General features: G+C 66.3%; 10 protein-coding genes. All 10 read right to left on the bottom strand.

All coding sequences use genetic code 11. The features are described 5' to 3' along the window. Positions 1 to 26: 26 nt before the first annotated feature. Positions 27 to 10265 (bottom strand): LPD5 domain-containing protein, encoded by a 10239-nt coding sequence (locus tag RT614_RS00670; protein ID WP_313619576.1) that lies wholly within the window; start codon positions 10263 to 10265, stop codon positions 27 to 29. Next, complete coding sequence (locus RT614_RS00665) at positions 10252 to 12078, bottom strand: hypothetical protein (RefSeq protein ID WP_313619574.1); 1827 nt, start codon at positions 12076 to 12078, stop codon at positions 10252 to 10254. The genes RT614_RS00670 and RT614_RS00665 overlap by 14 nt, the downstream gene beginning before the upstream one ends. A 1-nt stretch (position 12079) precedes the next feature. Beyond that, on the bottom strand, positions 12080 to 13258 hold the full coding sequence (locus tag RT614_RS00660; protein WP_313619572.1) for a tail fiber domain-containing protein: 1179 nt from the start codon (positions 13256 to 13258) through the stop codon (positions 12080 to 12082). A 1-nt stretch (position 13259) separates the two neighbouring features. Next, positions 13260 to 13733 carry a hypothetical protein gene (locus RT614_RS00655; protein WP_313619571.1) on the bottom strand — a complete coding sequence of 158 codons (474 nt, stop codon included), beginning with the start codon at positions 13731 to 13733 and terminating at the stop codon, positions 13260 to 13262. Further along, positions 13730 to 14068 (bottom strand): hypothetical protein, encoded by a 339-nt coding sequence (locus RT614_RS00650; protein WP_313619569.1) that lies wholly within the window; start codon positions 14066 to 14068, stop codon positions 13730 to 13732. Before RT614_RS00650 ends, RT614_RS00655 begins: the two co-directional genes overlap by 4 nt. A 16-nt stretch (positions 14069 to 14084) precedes the next feature. After that, positions 14085 to 14732, bottom strand: coding sequence for a hypothetical protein (locus RT614_RS00645; RefSeq protein ID WP_313619567.1), 648 nt, complete (start codon positions 14730 to 14732; stop codon positions 14085 to 14087). 286 nt (positions 14733 to 15018) lie between these two features. Continuing rightward, complete coding sequence (locus tag RT614_RS00640) at positions 15019 to 16188, bottom strand: hypothetical protein (protein WP_313619566.1); 1170 nt, start codon at positions 16186 to 16188, stop codon at positions 15019 to 15021. 2 nt (positions 16189 to 16190) lie between these two features. Then, the gene (locus RT614_RS00635; protein WP_313619565.1) at positions 16191 to 17846 is read right to left on the bottom strand and encodes a hypothetical protein; all 1656 of its coding nucleotides are present in this window, start codon (positions 17844 to 17846) and stop codon (positions 16191 to 16193) included. Further along, entirely contained in the window at positions 17843 to 18151 is a 309-nt protein-coding gene (locus RT614_RS00630; RefSeq protein ID WP_313620618.1) for a phage holin family protein, read from the bottom strand. Before RT614_RS00630 ends, RT614_RS00635 begins: the two co-directional genes overlap by 4 nt. 28 nt (positions 18152 to 18179) lie before the next feature. Continuing rightward, the gene (locus RT614_RS00625; RefSeq protein ID WP_313619563.1) at positions 18180 to 18530 is read right to left on the bottom strand and encodes a putative holin; all 351 of its coding nucleotides are present in this window, start codon (positions 18528 to 18530) and stop codon (positions 18180 to 18182) included. Positions 18531 to 18563: the final 33 nt, after the last annotated feature.

The following is an 18563-nucleotide window of genomic DNA, read 5'->3' as shown; positions in this document are numbered from 1 at the left end:
CGTTGCTCAGAAAGGGTTTGGTGTCGTCAGGGGCGCGCCGCCCGGGCGCGCTCGTCCGCCAGCATGGCCAGCCGGTTGCGCGCGCGGTACAGCAGATCCAGCTGCGCGCGCTTCTCCTCCGGCTCGAGGTCGGCTCGCTCCAGTGCTTTGATCTTGGTGTTCACGTCACGCAGTTGGCTGTCGGCAGCCTTGAACAGAGCGCGCACGCGCAGTTGCTCATCGCTGGCCAGCTCTCGCGCACGCTCCAGGTCGCCGAGCTCGCGGGCCTGCGAATACGCCGCGTAGACCTGGTTCACTTCCCGCTGCTCGTCGTAGAAGCGCTGGATGTATTTGCTGCTGCGCGGGTCGGCCTCCTTCACAAAGTCGCCGACGACGAACCAGTTATCCATGCGGCTGAGGTCGCGCCGAGGATTCTCCGGCAGGCCGGACAGTGGTCGCGCCAGATGGTCGGACACGTTGAGCGCCTGCGTCCCCAGCCAGCCGAAGTATCCGCGCACCAGGTGTTCCAGCCGCTGCGGCGACACGCCCAGGGTCCGGCCCAGCGCCACCGCGCCGGCGGACGTGGACGCGGTGAATCGGTCTCCGGCCGGCAGCCGCTGCTGGCCCACGCTGTCGATGTCACGCTCGCGGAAGGAGTCATAGTTGAACGCGGCTTCCATGGCGGGCTTCACCATCTGGGGCACGGGGTTCATGGATAGCTGCTCCGTCAGGATGGCGCCCACCGTACGGCCGAAGTCGCGCAGGCGGAAATCATTTCCACCAAAGGCCAGCTCGGTGCCGCGCTCGACCACGCTGCCCAGGGCGCCAATCTCGAACGGCTTGGGGATGTAGACGAACTGATTGGTGCCGGGCAGCTTGGTGATCCAGAACGAGTTGCGCGCCCAGTCCGGCAACTGCTTGTAGTCGTCGTCGTCCTTCATCCCCAGGTAGAGCAGCGCCGACGCCATCGCTACCGAGCCCGTCACCGCGGCAAAGCGGGCAGGGTCGGCGGCCGCGCCGCGGCCCAGCTTGTACATGCCCTGCAGCCGGGCGTTGAAGAACGGCACCACCTGGGACAACAGGCGGATCGCTGAGAACGTGCCGCCAGCGGTGAAGTCCATCAAGTCCCGCGCGGCGTAGCTGGCCTCCAGGTGGCTGCGCCCGGCTTTGCGCGCCTGCTGGTAGATCGCCGCCCGGTTGATCGTCTCCGCCCTGTCGCCCGTTTCCTGGTACCAGTCGAAGGCCTTGCGCACCGCGCGCCCCATACCAGCGGGCGATGTGATCACGTCGTCGGGGTGGGCACCCAGCTCGTCCACCAGGCGTTTCACGTTGCGGGCGTTGCGGTCGTTGAAGGATCCGAACCGGACCGCGCCGCCGCCCGCCATCAGCCGGCGCCAGGTGTCGCTTTCGGACCCCGTCGCCTTCCAGCCTTCGGCCAGGTTGCGCAACGGGTTGACGGACAGGTTGCTGTCGATCGACATGGCCTGGATGGTGTCGCGCAGCAGGTTGCGCACGCGGAACGTCGGACTGATCGTCACGCCCACGGTCAGGGCCTGCTTGAACTTGCGGGCCGCCTTGGTGAATGGGTCATTGGACCCCACGTAATGCAGCGCCGTGAGCGCGTTCATCACCAGCGGATCGTCCACGAGGTAGTGACGCTCCTGGCCGTTGAACATGGCCCGCACGCTCCCGCGCTCGGCTTGGCGCACGCGCGTGGCAATGCCCAGCTTTTCCGCCTCCTGCAGGCCCCCCTGCGCTGCCAGGTTCTTCATGCTGGCCGAAAGCAGGTGGGACCAGTTCGACACCGTGTTGGCGACCAGGTCGCCCAGCTTGTCGGTGCCGCCCTTGAGGCGCTTGTAGGCGTGCTGACCCACCAGGCCGCCGATCTGGCCCGGGCCCATCGTGCCGGTGGCATCGTCCTCCATGACGCGGTAGAACGGGACGTAGAACTCGCTCTCCCACAATTGGCGGGCGCTGGGATCGACCAGGCCAGCCTCCTGCGCCACGTCCAGGACAGAGCGCTGCAGGGCATTGAACTCGGCCAGGGCCTCGCGGTAGGCGGCGGCCCGGTCGCGCCCGTCCGCCATCTTGCCGCTGGCCAAGCGCTTGCCGGCCTCGATATCCTCCGGCGTGAAGAGCCGTTCGCGCGAAGCCGACTGCGCCTTGGCACCGGGCCACTTCGCCGCCTCCGCACGCGCGGCCGCCTCGGTCGCAAAGCGCTCCGTCACGCCGTTGTCGAACCGCACTTCCCATTCGGCCGCCAGCCGCTCGGCACGGTTAGCGGCGATCCACGCCATGAAATGGTCATGCTCTCCGTTCAGGCCGGCGAGGATCTGGGCAAGCCCCTTGCCGCCGGCGGAGTCCAGCGCGCCGTCCTGCAGCTTGACGGCGCCATGGCGCACGAGATATTCCGCTGCGCCATCGGCGCCCTTGGACAGCCGCGCCTGCATGTAGGCGGTTGCGCTGATGCCTTTGAGCGGCGCGAACTGGTCGAAGATGCCCTGCACCAGCTTGGCCTGCCACCGATCGGACACCTTGGCCAGGCGTTCCTTGATCGGGTCTTGCTCAGCCCATGCGCCGATCTTGCCCAGGAACTTGTTGCGCTGGCGGCGCTCGATGTCCGAAAGGGATTCGCCGGGGCGCGCGACCCTGGCGCCGCGCTTGGGCTCGCGTGGGGCGCGCGGCTCCATCGGCGGCACGCCCGCCGTGTCGGAAGCCGCGCGCGATTCCATCGGCCCAGAAGTAGAAAGCCCCGCACTTGGCGGGGCTTCGTCCTGGCGCTCCGATGTTAGAGCGGCAGCGGATCCTTCTTCAGCAGCCTGCCCGCCAGCTCCATCGAATCGCGCATGTCTTTCAGCAAGGATTCGGTCTCGGACGGCGTCAGGCGCGTCATGCTTGGCGAGATAACGACCTTCCGATTCTGTGAGCGCGTCGAAGCCGCGGCCAGTGGCTTCGCGGAATTCTTGTTCGACATCGCCATAGCGGGCTCGCAATTCAGAAAGTGTTTCGGGGGACAGCCGCAAGGTAGCACTGTAGAGTTTGCCCGTCAACGCGAACGAGCCGACCACCCGGCCCCCGTTTTGCCGGATGTGCGAAGCGAGCGCGGCAATGGTGCCGCCCTGCGTCAGGGTGTCATCCACGAGGAAGTACGCCCTGCCCGGCTGCACCTCTCCATCAAATTCAGGCTGCTGAAAAATTCGGCCCATACCATCCAGCGCCGTCCGCTTGGCTCTGACGGACTGATAGATCCCTCTGTCCACCGTCAGACCCAACTGCTGGCCAAGAGCCATAGCTGTGACCGCGGGAATTTTGTTGCGGCCAGCAGCCTCGACCGCCAGCACGGGCACGATGACTGGCTTCTCGTCGCCGATCGCCGCGCGCACCTGTTCGACGGCCTCACGCGACAACACGTCTTTGAGAAGTCGATACGCCGCCTCGGTGTCGCCGGCCTTGGCAGCACCGTGGTCGGGGTGCTTGCCGGCGGTGCCCAGCCGTTGGCCGATCACGGTCGGAGGCAGGTCGACGGGTTCCGCGCCACGGCGCGATTCCGCAGCCAGGGAGGCCGCCGCCTCCTGCATGCCCGCGCTCACGCGAGCGGCTGGCGCTCGCTGCAAGAATCGGCCGGCATCGATCACCATCTGTTTGATGTCGATGTTGGTCAGCTTGAGATTCAGGCCGAGCCGTCGCAGCGCGGCTCGGATCTTGCCGTAGAGTCGCTCCAGGAAAACGGGGCGCTTGCCCTGCTCCGCCATCCGAGCCAGGACTTCGCGGGCCCGGTTTTCGGCGGAGTAGTCGGGGTAGCGCAGCGTCACCGCTTCGAACGTGGCGTAATGCGAATGATCCGGGCCGGCGTTGCGCGGGATGTGCGCGCCGTCAGGCGCCCGCGCCAGGCGGCGCACGACCGCCAGAACCTCGCCGAAGCGATCACCCAGCAGCGCCTCCACGCCGAAATGCCCCACCACCTCATGCGTCAGGACCTGGTGCAGGCGCTCAGCCGTCGGTAGGTTCTCGGCCACCAGGTAAATGCGGCCGCCGTCATTGGCTGGGTAATAGGCGCCCTCGGCGAGAGTAGACGGCTTGGCCCCTTCCGGGATCTGGTCCACGCTTTCCACGACCGACACACGAAGGTTGGCTGCGCCGGGCAGATTGCCCATGAACTCGGCCGCCTGGCGGCGCGCTTCCGCCACCTCCAGGCCTGGCCCACCTTCGCCGCGACTCTCCAGGCCAATCCGCCCACCCTCGCCGGGCACCTGCTCCACAGTCTGGAAAAAGCGATCGAACGCGGCGCGCACCGGCGCGATTTCGGCGGCAGTCGGATAGGGATAGCTGGCCTCATCGCCGAATGCCTTTTCATTGACCACGTTCGCCAGATAGTCGTTGGCTGCGCCCTGGTCGGCCAGCTTGGCGATGAGGTAGCTTTCAAACGCCCGCGCCGACAGCTCGCGGCCCGTGGACCAATAATCCTTTGCCCGGCGCTCGTCCAGTTTGCTGGACCGCTCCCGCATGCCAATCAGACCAATGGTCTGCTTCAGGTTACCGAAGGCCTCCGCCATGGCCGGCCGGATTCCGTCGGTTCGGTTGCCAGTCTCCGAGGCGTAGCCCGCCGGCGCTCCGCCCCGACGCGAGAAATAATTGTCTAGCCCGTGCCACCATTCATGACCCAGCGAGCCAGCGCCGCGCCCCTTCGTCAGGTTGATCACAACCTGGCCCGGCTCGTAGTGGGCCATAGCTGCGTCCACGCCGCCCCGGCCGCGTGCGCCGAACGCCAGCCCCAATTCTCCGTTCAGGGACAACGCACGTGCCGGCAGGCCCAGCACGCCGGCCATATCCATGAGTGCGTCGTATGCCTCGTTCAGGTCGGCTTGGCGGCGGCCACCTTCGACGTAGTTGCCGAACTGCACGCCGCGGAACCCAAATGCCTCCGTGAACCGCTCCGGCGAGACGTCGGCGCCGTCGCGATGGTCCACGCCCACGCGCGGCGAGTTCGAAGCGCGGCGATGCGCCGGCACCTCCTTGAGCTTCTCCAGCTTTTCCGCCAGGCGGTCCTTGTTGTCTGCCAAGTACGCCCGCGCTGCCTTGATATCAGTGAAGTGCTCCAGGTCGACATGCACGCGCCCGACCTTCTTGCCGATGTAGAACCCGGGCATACGCGGACGCGAGTAAATGTCGAATCGCACCTCGCGCTCGGGCGCCGCGCGTTCATCCTGCTGTGCGGCAAAGCGCTGAAACTCGGCGATGGCTGCCACAGCTGTATCGCCGTGGCCCAGCATACGCGGCCAGTTTCCCAGGCTCGAGGAGGCATCGCGACGCACGCTCCAGATCGTCCGCGGCGGATCATGGCGCACGCCCGCGAACACGCTGTACTGTCCAGATTCAAGAGTGACACCTCGGAGGGACTGGTCGTGCCCCATGGCCTCATAGAGCCGCGCCCGTCCGTACACTTTGCGAAGCTCAGGGGCCTTTTCCAGCCCGGCGCGGATGTCGCTGCCCGAAACCTTGCCGCTCAAAAGCGCACCGGAAAATTCGCGCAGCCGTTGGACTTGCTCAGTCCATCCCCGCAACTTCCAGCTGCTGCGTGGCTTGGCGGGTACTTCATCCCGGGCCGCACGCGCCAGTGCCACCAGGAACGGATCGGCGCCACCCTCGAGCAGCTTGACATAGTTGGCTTCGGGCCAGGATTCGGCGAGCGTGTGGTTGGCGACAGGCAGCGTTTCGGCCAGGCGCATGCGTTCGGCGTACTGCTGTGCGTAATGCTTGCGGGCGCCCCGCAGCGTTTCGCCGAAATCCTCAATCTTTCCGGGGGCCGGGGACGCTGCACGCTCGGTGACGAGGTTTTGCGCGTCCGCCGACTGGGCAGGCGCATCGACCGGCGCCAGTTCCTGCTGCCCTCTCGCCGCGGCCTGATCGGCGGCGCGGTCGCTACCCGTCAGGACGAAGTCGTCGCGGATGGCGTCAGCATCGGCGCGCTGCTGCGCCTCGCGCTCACGCGCCGCGGTCTTTCGGTCAGCCTCGGCCTGCTCCTGCGCCGCGGAGCGCAACCCATCAGGCGTCGGCTGTTCAAGAGTCAGCTCTTGCGCGCTGCCTTGCGGATCGCTTGCTGCGCCATCTCCTTCGCTTCCGGCGTCAGTTCGACCGCCTCCAGAATTGACATCGTCCCGTCGACCATACGCTGCTGCTGCGGACTTAAGTGCGTCGGCAAACGCGGCGGGGGACTCTTCGGCTTGAATTGCCGCGCGCTCGATGATGGCTTCTCGGGCTTTTGCATTCGTAATTCCTTGTGCGTGGAGATAGGCCGCGGCGTCGAATTGGGCGGCCAGGTCGTCCATGGTCGTGTCGGCCGGCATTTTGCCGATCGCGCCGAACAGGTCGTTGGCAATCTGTTCTTTCGTTTTCTCGGGATTGTCGAACCGTTCGGCTTCGCGCTCAGCATACGCGCGGCGTGCGGCCTCGTCCATCTGCTCGAGCGTGTAGACCGCCTCGCCTTCGAGGGCTTCGCGCACGCGGTCCATAGCGGTGCCCGAGAGGTCGACTGTGTCGCCGTCCATCGGCAGGTATCCCGCCTGCTGCATAGCCTCCACCAGCATATCGGCGTCCATACCTCCCCTGCGGAACAGCCCGGGCGCGCGACGATTGGCCAGGTGCGCGCGGTCGCCATAGATATCGGCGGCCAGTTCCGGACGGATGCCCCCGGCCTGGCGCACCATCTGCAGAAAATCACGGCGCGCGGCGCGGCCGAAGTCAGCCGCCGAAGGCACCGACTCCTTCGCAGGCGCCTGGCCAGTGCGCGGCCTGGCGACGAATCCGCCCTCGACTGCCACCGGCTCTGCATTTCCATGCGCCGACGCCGCCCGCTGCGCTGCGCCTCGCGTCAGAAATGGCCTGCCGTTCTTGGCGGTGATATTGGGCTCGCCCACGACGCGGCCCAGCCCGGAATCGGCGGCGGGCTTCGTGGTATCAGTCTCGCTCAGCCAACGCTTGAAGGTGGCGACGTCCATTTCCGTCACCTTCCCCATACCCTTCCAGCCTGGTGTATAGCTGGCCTGGTACGCCTGCTCGGCGGCCTCGCGGCTGTCGTAGCCCAGCATGACCTTGGATTCATCGAAGCCGCGGTGTCCCGGGTCCAGCTGGTCGATCACGAACACCGGGCCGCTGAAGTCGGGAGCGGTGCCCGGCCGTACAAATACATCGACCTGATCACCGTCTGCGCCCTCCGTGCGGCGAATGTAGCCGTAATGCCCCGCCATACGGTTCGCCCACTTCGACCCATCCGGGCTCACGCCACGGCGCATCGACCCTTCCGGGTTTTCGATGGAAATGTCCATGCCGGCCACGCGAGTCCGACCGACTTTGTAATTCCCGGCATCCTTCTGCGCGCCGCTCGGCTCGCGCAGAGCATTGAGCGGCGATGTAGCTGCTTCGTGGGCGGCAGAATCCACGCCGCTACCGGGATGACGGCGCCCGGCCGCAACCACATCGGGCGTCAGCCCGACCTCCGCGCGCCGCACCGCGTTCTGCCGGTGCTGTTCCAGGGTACCGGCCTGGCCTTCCGCGTTGATGGCCCAGGTGGGCGCCGGCAGCGCAAGCGGCGACCGCTCCGCCGGCGGCGAGGCAGGTTGGGCGGGTTCCGCCAACTGGCTGGCGGGATGGCGACGGCCGGCCGCCCGCACGTCCGGGGTCAAGCCCGTATCACGACCATTCTCGAGCGCGTCCGCCCGCGCTGCACGCGCAGCGGTGCGCTGCTCCGCGGTGCGCGCCACACCATCCTGGCCCACTTCGATGCGCGGTGCCGGCAATGCCAACGGATCGCGCGTCCTGCCAATATCGGACGGCTCATTCGGCTCGGATAGGTTCCAGGCCGGGTGCCCCAGCGCCGCACGGGCTACGTCCTCCGACATGCCCATAGCGTCGCCATCATCTCTGCGAGAAGCCTGCCGCTGGTCGGTAGTGCGCGCGGTGCCGCGTGAATCGACAGTGACCGTGGGCGCCGGCAATGCAGCGCGCGCTTGCGCGCCTTGGAGCGCAGCGCGCACCCCGTCGTTCATCTGGGCCGGCGTGTAGGGCTGCATGCCGTTCTCGTGCCGGATGATTGCCGCGGTAAGGCGCGCCAACGTGTCGGGGTCATTCAGTTCCAGTTGCTGGTCTGCCTGAACGCCCAGTACGCGGGCGACCTGCTGGACGTAGGCGCCCGTGTCGTTCTCGGATGGTGGCGCCCAGCGGCTGATGATTTCTTCCACGGAATTCAGCCCGTGCTGGCGCTGATAGGTCAGAAGATTGCGCGCGGTGGCCCGGATGCCGTCTTCCGGCGTCTCAAAGGTCGCAAAGCGCGGATCATTTCCTTCAACCTCGCCAGCGAAGCCAACGCCCTTCTGGATGTTGCCCGGGTTGTTGTTCCGGATTCCACGTGGTGCGTTGTCGGGCATGCGCCAAGATTCGCGCGCCGTGAATCCATCGCCAGCTGCGTAGCCTTCGGGTGCGGGCAAGGCTTCATGTCGCACCGGCCCGTCCAGCACAGGAAAAGCCTCCGGCCCGCCAAGCGCGGCAGGCCCGTCCATTGCTTGGCGCAGGCGGTTCCCCGGCATGGGATCAGCGGCCAGCTCGGACAGGCGAACGAAATGCCCACGCCCGTCAGCTGTCCGAATCCGCGCCAGGGGTTCGCCACCTGCGCGTGAGGTTGCGGCGTTGCGTTCTACGCCGAGGAATTCGACGGCGAGCTCGCGGCCATTCTGCCGCAGGTAGACCTGCTGTCCCCTGGCGAAATCGCCGCCACCAGAGCCAGCCGAGCCCGCCTCCGTCCGGGCGGCCGAAGCGGGCGCGCGCCCAAGTTCGTCCGCTGGTACGAAGGACTCCTGACCGTTGACGCGCACCCGTGCGTAGCGCCGCCCGTCAGCCCCAGGTTCCAACTCGAGGCCAACAAATTCAACGGGCACATCGTGATCGGCGTTCTTCCACGTAACCGTCTCGCCGGCGGCAAACTCTGGAGCGGCCGCCGTTGGGCCTGCACCGCTGGAATCGGCTTCCGATTCAGTGGATACACCCGGGCGCACGATAAAGCCGTTGCCGTAGCGCAAAACTTGTGCGTTCGCACCCATCTGCCCGGCCTGCTGCCGCGCGGCGCTGGCCGTCACGAAGGGCCGGCCGCGGGTGTGCATCACGTCTCCTGCCTCCAGGGACGGCGCCACCTGCAGGCCGCGGTTGCGCACGCCGTCTGCTGCTCCGTGGACCGCGCCCGGACCCATCCCGGCGACGAAGCCCAGCGCCGCGTTGCCAAATGATCCCTCCAGCGGATCGAGGCTCATGCCGGCGCCGGCGTTGATGCCCGTCTGCGTCGCCACGCCTTCGCCGACTTCCTGGATGGCTTCCTCAGATCCGGCCAGGCCGGCGCGCCCCACAGTCTGCGCGACTGCACCGCGGCCACCGAGCACGCGCCCAGCCGGCGACAGAATCCTGCCCGTCGCGGCGCCGCCCGCAGCGGATACCGGGACCGTACGTGCAAACGCCGCGTCCTCGGCCTCGGCCCTCACTCGCGCCCGCGCCTGTGCTGCGTTGTAGCCCTGTGCCAACAGGTCCCGGAAGTTGGATGAAGCGGCGGCCAGTTGCTCATCGTCCATCCCGTCGATAGTCTCGCGCGCCTGTTCGATGGCGTTACCGCCGCCCATCGCGCCGCCGGCGCCCGCTCCGGCCGCCATCCGCGCGCCGATCCCGGCAGGGCCGGCGATCGCTGATGCCGCAATGGGGACCGCGCTGCTGCCCAGGGCGTTCAGTCCCTGCAGGGCCAGGCCCGAAGCCGATGGATTGCGTCCGAAGGTCCAGGTATCGGGCTTGTCCAGGTCACCACCAGGCTGGGAATCCGCCTCGCGCTGCTTCGCGTCTGCACTCCGTGAGTCAAGCACGCGCTGCCCGAGGTTGTGCGTCGCGTCCGCCGCTCCTTCCAAGGGATTGCCGGGGATGTCCAGGCCGGCGTCAAACGCCTGATTGAGCGCGGTCACGCCCACGCGCCCCAGCCCTTCAGCCACCTTGCCGACACCGCGCACGGCGCTACCCGCACCCTTGATTGCGCCGCCAGCAAAGGTCTTGGGATAGTCCACGAATTCAATGCCGCCGGCGTCGTGCTGCGGCTGCTGGAAATCCGCCACGCGGAAGGTAAACGGCGCGGTCTTCAGTGGTGTGCCGGTGGGCGCCTTCGCGTCCGAGAATCGCAGGCTCAGATCCTGCCGCACACCGTCGCGGCGCGCATCCACGCTGTCTTTGAACTCGACGTCGTCATCGCGCTTTTCAAAGTTGTCCATCTACACCCTCTCCGTTGGTGCGGCCCATGGCGGCACGCGTAATTTCGGACCCTTCCGTGGCCCGTGCCCAACTGTCTGCGGCTGCCCGCTCTGCGGCCCGCGCCAGTTCGACGTCGTTCTCTGCCTGTTGCAGCAGGGCAGCGTGCTTGGCCCGTGCTTCGGGGCCGGCCTTCAGGCCCGGCGGCTTGGTCCGCAGCTGCCGCACAACCGCTTCCGCCTGATGCAACTGCGCCCGGGCGGCATCCAGTTGCACGCCTTCGGGCCGGTCAGCATCCTGGCCAGAGGACGAACCGCCTGATGCTGGCGCGCTGGCCGGGCCTGCGCCGATCGACGTGCCTGCCGCGCGTGCGGCCCCTGCAGGACCTGCGGCCGCAGGCGCCGCAGACGGCGCGGCCTGTGCCGTGCCGTCGCTGGGCCGGCCCCCCGGTGCCGACGCCGTCGCGGCCGAAAGCCGCGCGCGAATCTGTTCCTGCACCTGTTTGGGCACGACGGAAACGGGCAGGCGGATAAGCTGGCCCTCGTGTTCAACACCGAATCCAAACTGACGCTCGCCCAGACGGATCGGCACGATGTCCGCGGTGCCCGCCTGGACCTGCTGGGCAAGGGAAGCCAGATTTCCGGCGGTGAGTACTTCCCCTTCCGGTGTGCCGGCATTCAAGCGGTTGATGTTTTCGCCCGTGGCGATGATTCCGCTGACCTGCTTGCGCTGGTCGTCGCCCAGGCCTTCCAGGCTGTCCACCTTGAAGATCCGCATGACGTGGTTGGCGAAGTCTTTGTTGGACGTGACCATCTTGGGCTTGCCGGCTTCGCTTCCCTCTGCCCCTATGCGCATGCCCCCGTTGCCATCGGGCACATACAGCGTCTGATCTTTGCCTAGGACACGCGGCTTTCGCAGCTCCTCATCGCTGCGCAGCTGGCTCTCCAGCATCTTGTCGCGTCGCTTCTGCTCCGCTTCCCACAGCGATTTCGCCTGTTGCGCGACCATCGCCTGTTGAGCTTTGGGGTCACTCACGCTGCGCACGAAGCTCTGAAGCATGAACTCGCTGATGGGCTGCTGGACCGGCTTGCCAGTGGAGGTATCCACGCCCACGAAGTCGTAGACGGGCGCGCCGCCGGCCTGCTCGGCACGCCTGTTGATCGAGGTCACCTCGATGCCGCCGGGCATGAAACGGTTGACGAACGGCACGTACGAATTGGGATCGCCCGTCAGCTGATAGCGGCTCTGCGCGGCGTTGAAAGCCTGTTCCCGATGCTGGCCGACAAACTTTTCGCGGTCGGCCAGCAGCTGCATGGCACGCCCGGGCTCTCCCAACTCGAGCGCCTTACGGTATGCCCGCGTCAGTCCATCGGCGATCTGGCCGAACTCGCCGCCGCCGAGGTAGTCAGCGGGTTGCGGGCTTTTTTTTTCAGCCGCTGCCGCCATGGTCGGGCCGATTGCTTGGCGCAACGTGGTCCCCCCGAATGCGCTGGGCGCCGAATCCGCCAAGCCCACGGCGCTGGCGTCCAGTCCCGGCGTCTTATCCATCGCCGCTGGCGCACCAACCGCCACAGGCTGCAATCCCCAGGTGTCGCCCATGGCCGAACCGTTGGGCACGGATTGCGCAACCTGCACGCGTTCCAGACCCGCCGGTGCGCCTTGCTCCGCCGTCTGGCCGGCCATGGCCTGGGCGATCTCCTTCTCCAACTGCTTGCGCCTCTCGTCGGCATCTCGCGCGAGCTTCCTGTCCTTGGCCGCGTCATACGCCTGCCCGATCGCCATACCGTTGCGCAGCCCGTCGGCCAAGCCGCCTGCAAAACTTCCGTAGTTCGCCATGTCAGATGCTCTCCAGTCCGATCAAACCGCCGGAGAGGTCTCCAGCGAGCGAGGGTACGAGATCAGCCAGACCGGCCCCGTCATCCTTGTTGACGCGCTTGCTCCCGCGCTGCTGCTCCAGCCGCTCCACCTTCTTGGCCAAAGCGCGGATCGCGGCGTGGTGCTTGCCGCTGACGCTGATCATGTCTAGGCCCACTCCGCCGGGCGCGACCTCGTCGCCAAAGGTTGCCTGCATGTCTTCCGCGTACGGGCCGACATGGCGGCCACCGTCAGCCACGCCGTCCTGATACTTCCAGCTCTCCACGGGGACGCGCGTCAAGCCGTCCAGAGCGGCGTCGTCATCGATGGGCGCGCCGTCCTCCTTCAGTTCCTTGGAGGAGAACATCATGGCGCCGGCCATTAAGCCGGTGCCAAGCAGTGACCCAAGGCCTGCCTGGCTGGACGAGTTGGCCTGTTGCTGCATCTGCATTTGGTTCAGGCCAAGATTTCCCATGTTCCCGAATGCGCCGCTGGCCGTACCCAAGAGCCCCTGACCTGTGCCGGCTGCATTCCCTTGCGCGGTCTGCGCGCCCATGACGCCAGTGGCGGAGTTCCCCGCCTGCAGCGCCGCCTGCGAGGCGGCGATCCCCGTCCCCGTCTGGTTTCGGCCAAAGCGCGCGGCGTTCTCGCGCAGGCTCATGCCCAGCAGTTTGGTGTCGTTGCGCTCCTTCGTCACCGCGCCGGCCGTCGCCAGCGCCCGGGCGTTGGCCTGGTCCGTCATGGCGGTGCTGCCCAGGCTGCTGGTGGGCGACACGCCCATGCGTGCCATCTCGCGCGACGTCTGCTCCTGCGTGTTGTCGAACTGCCGCCCGACGGTGGCCGCGGCCAAGCCTTCGCGGCGCGCCACCTCCTCCGGGCTGTCATAGTTCATGGCCTCTTCGGCCATCTTGTTCTCGATAGGCTGGAAGACATCCTTGTACTGCTGCCATTGGTCGTCGCCGCGCTCTGCGTTCTTCGCGGCCTCGCCCAGAGCGTTGTTCATGAGGCCCTGGTAGATCGGTGCGAACTGGTCCGTCAGGTCCTTGTTCCATTCAAAGTTGCGTTCGGCCAGATCCTGCGCTCGCATCCCAATCTGCGCGTTCGCCTCCTGCGCCCGGCCCACGGCCGGATCCTGCTTCACTTCTGTCGACATGCAGCCCATGTCAGTCTCCCCGTGCGGCCCGCTCGGCCTCAAGGTTGGTCAAGTATTCGCCCCAGGGCTCGGTCAGTTGCCGCAGCTCCACGCCCACGTCCCGCGCCCACTGCGGCCCGCCCAGCAGGAGCGCGCTGTGCGTGACCAGGTCCATGTACGCGCCGCGCAATACGTAGGCGATCCGCTTGGGTGCGGTGCCATCGGCGCGCTCCAGCTCGGTCGAAATGCGCCAGTTGGTGCTGGCGTTCGCCAGAATGGAATTGAGCGTGTCGAAGTTGGCCCGGTAAAAGGGGTTGCGCGGCAGCAGCACCAGCGCAGCGAACATGCCATCGTTGATGGCATCGTCAGCCAACACCCGGTCGCGGTCGATCAGGTCATCCCACAGGTGGGCCACCTGGAAGGCCAGACGCAGGAAGTCCACGGCGGCCTGGTTGCCACGCATCCAGCGCAGGGCCACGGCCGGGTCAAAAAAAGGCGCGCTCATCGGCGCGCCTTCTTGGTCTTGATGCTGGCCGCGGCCTTGGGCCGGGTGGCCGTCTTTCGCGCAGGCCGCGCCGGCGCCGGCTTGCGCTGGTAGGCTGGGTCGATGATCGCTGCCGGCGTGATCTGGCCAACGCCCGGCGCCGGTGCCTCCGCCCCCTGGCTCGCGTCAGCGTCCACAGCTCCCGCCTCCGCGGCGCTGGCAGCCGCCGCTTGTCGCTCAGCCTGCACGGCCTGGTGCAGGATCTGGGCCAAGCTCATGACCATACCCATGCCCAGTTCCTGCGTCAGCCGGTTGCCGACATTGGAGAAGATGACGCTTTCGATTTCCTTGTTCATGGATCCTTCCTGTGGATTAGAGAATGCCCGCGACATCGATGATCGACACCTCAACGCTGGGCGCGTACGAGACAAACGCGTTGGCATAGATCGGCGCCCACCCGATAAAGGGCGTCGACCATTCGTTGAAGCTTGCCCAGAAGCCATTGGGCGACGGCGCAAGCGTTTCCATCACCAGGTAGGAAATCCAACCGCCGCCCACATAGGGTTGGCAGTTGAAGCCCTGGCGGATATAGGACTGGTTGTAGGCGTACTTGCCCGACACCAGACCGCTGTAGGTCCAGCCGTCCTGGAACGCCAGTCGGTAGGCCTCGTAGTAGGCCGGAATGGTCACGCTGCCGATGATGTCCAATGGCCGCTGCGCCGCGGTGAATATCTGCGCACCCGACTCGTTGAAAGCATCAAGGAAGCTAGGTTCCACCGGCCGGTCGAAAACGTAGTACTCGCACGTGTTCCGGAACGAGAGCTGCAGCTGCCCGTTCACGAGGTTCGCCAGGCGGAGATAACAAGGATTCGCCAGCGGGCGGATGAACACGACGGGGTCGACAGCCGGCACCGTGACGTCAGTATTGGCGACACCGGCGTGGCGCAAAAACATGTTGATGGACGAGCTATCGACAATCAGCTCGCTCGCGCCCGACATCACCTGAAAGCCTGCACTCATTACCTGACCCCATAGACGACTTTCACCGAGACGCGATCGCCCGGCATTCCAGAAACAAACCGCCAGCGGATGGTCGTGCCCTCCCTAAAGACCGCTGGAGCGTTGCTGTGGGACGGAGAACCCAGAGGAAAAGACGCTACCCACGGTATTCCCTCGGCCAGATCTGGAAAGTTCAGCGCCCCGTCTGACGTGCCCGTGAAGAAGAAGCCACGCTGGCGCGCGATCTTGCTGGTGTAAGACGTCAGCACTGCCCCGTTGGGGCCATACGTCTCCACTCCCGCCGGCATTACCAGATCCCCAGCCGCACGCGCAGGACGTTGGCCGCATCGAACACCAGCAAGAGGTTGTCGCGAATCTCCAGGCGGGCACCGCTGACCGCCGTGCGCAACAGACCGATCGTCGCGGTAATGGCGGACAGTGACGTGACGTTCAGCTTGTCCGCCGTGATGGATCCGCCAGCGATACGGGCCGCGTTCAAGACGCCGGCGGTGATCTTGTCGGCGCTCAGGTTGGCGATCTTGGCATTGGTGATAGCCGCGTCCTGGATGTTGGCCGTCTTGACGTACGCGTCGGTGATGACGGCCAGGCGTGCAGATAGCGATGCCACCGTGAGGCGATCTGCGTTCAGGCTGTTGACCGCGATCCGATCGCCGCTCATCTCTCCGAATGTCACCTTGGCCGCGGACAGGGACGCCACCTTGGCGTCCGTGATGGCGGCGTTGCCCAACTGCAGCGTGCTGATCGAGCCATTGGCGACGTACAGGTTCCGGATATAGATGCCTGGAGGAACCGGCACGCCGTTTATTTCAGTGGGCTCGTGGATTTCGTAGAGCAGCGCCTTGGGGTCGCCGTCCGCTGCCAGGACGTCGATCAGGTAGGCGGGGTCCAGCGACACCGCGCCGGACGTCCCGCCCACGGCATTGAACGGGCCCACCTTCCCGCCCACCGAGACAAACCGGACCCAATAGAAATAGGTGACCGCGGCGTCCCCGCCAACCGGATCGGCGTAGACCCAACCTGTCGTCTGGCCTACGCTGAGCGCTTGCGCCTGGTTGTCCGTGGTTCCCCGGAAAATTTCGGCGTAACCGAAGTAGGCGAAGTTCGGCTTGTCCCACTCCAGCACCACGGCTCCCAGGGCAGGCGTGACGGTGAACCCCGTGGGCGCAGGCGGGATTCCGTCGATGACGGGCGGCGTGCTGGGCTGGAATGTGCCGCCCGGGTTCTTGATCAGGATCGGCTTGCCGTCCGCGCCGCGCATCGTGACGATGCCGTTTTCCACCAGGTCGCCCCACGTGACGGCACGATCGACCATCTGGCTGCCCTGGCCGAAGCGCGTGGCAAGTGTCATCCGCATCTGTTCCAGCGCGCGCGTGGCCGCCGGGTTGCCCGGCAGCTGGGCGGTCTCGATCGCCGGCAAGTCCGTGTAGCGGAGGCCGGATCGTTGAGAAGTCGCCATGCTCAGACCGCCGTCACGTTACCCAAGGTCGACGCCACCGTGACTTCTGTGATCGCCGCGGTGCCCTCCACCGTGAATTCGTAGCTGCGCGCCCGGTAATTGCCGCGAAGCCGAAACGGCCGGCCGCTGCGCACGACGTGCTCAACAACCACCTCGCGCGCGCCGCCGACCGCCTCAATCACGGCACGAAGCCGGAAGGTAACGGGATATGCCGCCGCCACGACCTGCGCAGCGCCGATGTTCTGCGCCCGCTCGAGCAAGTATTTTTTGCTGACGCAGCGCATGGCCAGGGGGAGCGCCCCGCCGTCCCACTTATGCACGTCGCCATCGGGCAGCGCCAGGAACAGTTCGTCCCGGCGGCCGTCGGCAAAGGACGCCGTCGCGTAGACGTCTGTGCGGGTCATGGACATGGCCCCTTGGGTCAGATCGAAAATCAGCCCGCCCCGGCTGGCGCCGGTATCGAACCAGCAAAATAGCCGGTTGTCATGGACGTTGGCGTGCATCGATTCCGGCCTGTAGGTTTGCCATTGCTCGCGCGTCAGCAGCTCCTCGGTGACCAAGCCGATACCGCCCGTCTGATCGACCATGACCAAGCCGTCCGGAGACGCATAGACCACGCCGCCCTTGAATGCTCGGATCGAACGCTTGGAGACGCACGGCTGGTTGCCATCCAGGCGCACCGGCGTCAGCGTGACCGGATCTGCCTGGGTCGCCAGGTAAGTGTCGCCCTTGGTGCATACGACCGTGGCCTGTCCCATAACGGCCCCGCCCACAATCTCGTCCGCTACGGGCGAGTAGTAGGGCCAACCGAATGGCTTGAAGACTTCTGACCGGTAGACCCGCTTTCCGGAAAAGCCGATCATGAATCCAGCAGGATGGTCCATCAGACCGAACAGGTCCTCCGGCGGCGGCACCAGCGCGCGTTCGGGCAAGGCCTCGCCGAGCATCGTGAAATCGACCTCGTCGCTGAACGTCACTGCGCCGGCGGGAATCTCCTTCCAGAACCGGAGGATCGCGGTACCGCTCGCGTCCGTCGTGGAGAGGTACAGCCGTTTGAGCGTGATGTTGTATTCCCCCGCCGGCGGCCCCTCCAAATTGATGACGTTTAGGGTGTCCGCCGTCGCGGCGTCAAAAGGGTCGCTCACTTCGTTGGGCGGGCCCTCTTCGCCCCAGGCCGAGACGAAGGTGTAGGCCAGCAGGCAAGATTGCCGCTCGAGGTTTGAGGGCGGGTCTGGCTGCTCCGAGATGGTCACCGTGGCGCGTGAGGTGGGGGCCGGGATTCCCAGCCGGTACCAGGCCGTGGGCATCAGTTCGTCCGCTGTCGCCATGGTGGAATCGGTCACCCGTGGCGGCTGGCCGGCTTCGGCGAAGTACGTGCGCTCCTGCGCGTCGTCGGGGATCGCACCGCGCGCGACATCCGTGTCGTTGAGCCAGTGGAACCAGTACCGCGCGTCGTCGTCGATGGATCGCCCGAACCGATAGATGGCCAGCTTCGAGCCGACCTTGGCCAGGTCGGCCACCTTGATCGGCTCCTTGAACGGGACGAGGGAGCCGCGCTGCAGGTTTGCGTTCAGCGCATCCTGGCTGGCACCCGCAGGCAGCAGGTGCGGTTCGACGCGCGGCAGCATGCCGGTGAACGCCTTGATCGCCTCTCTCATCGCAGTTGCGCCCGGGCCGGCTTGCCGATTGCGGCGACGTTACCGCGGGCGCGGAACACCAGGATCGCCAGCAGCACCGCAATGCCCAATTGCCAGAGCGAGACGCCCCCAACCCACGGGCCAAACTGACCCTGGCGAATCAAGACGTCCAGTCCTTGACCGCCCGTGAAGACCGCCAACAGGTATGCGATCGCAGACATGCCTGGGCGATACCTTGCGCCCTTTCTCCGATAGCAGATCAGCCGGCCAGCCGTGCCGAGATTTACGGCCACAAAAAGAAGGGCCACCAAATGGTGGCCCGACATTCCGATCGTGAGTGCGGACACGTGCATATCAGCCTCCCCGTTTCCAAAGCACCGAGATATCGAACGTTTTGATCCGTTCGATGGCTGTGACGGCAATGGTCACAGCGACTGCCGCGGCGACAAAGCCGGTAATCACCGTCTCGTTCACACCGGTCAAACGGCTCACTTCGCCAGCTCCGAAGTAGCCAAGCAGCCACGAAACCATGCCGTAAACAAGCCGCCGCACCACGCCCAGCTCGCGGCTGTGCATCATAAACACCGCCGCGCCCGCGAATGCACCGATTAGCGCGCCGCTGTCGATGCCGGGAAGCAGGGCCGCGAATAGGACGCCGGACGCGGTGGCCACCGCGGCGCCGACCGTGCTGGTAGGTTCAGCCATTCTTTCTCCTGTTTTCAGGCCCGTTTGGCCACT

This window comes from Achromobacter sp., assembly GCF_032102605.1.
GTDB lineage: Bacteria > Pseudomonadota > Gammaproteobacteria > Burkholderiales > Burkholderiaceae_B > Achromobacter.
Note: the sequence above shows the minus strand (reverse complement) of the source record. Positions and strands in the feature narration are given on the sequence as shown.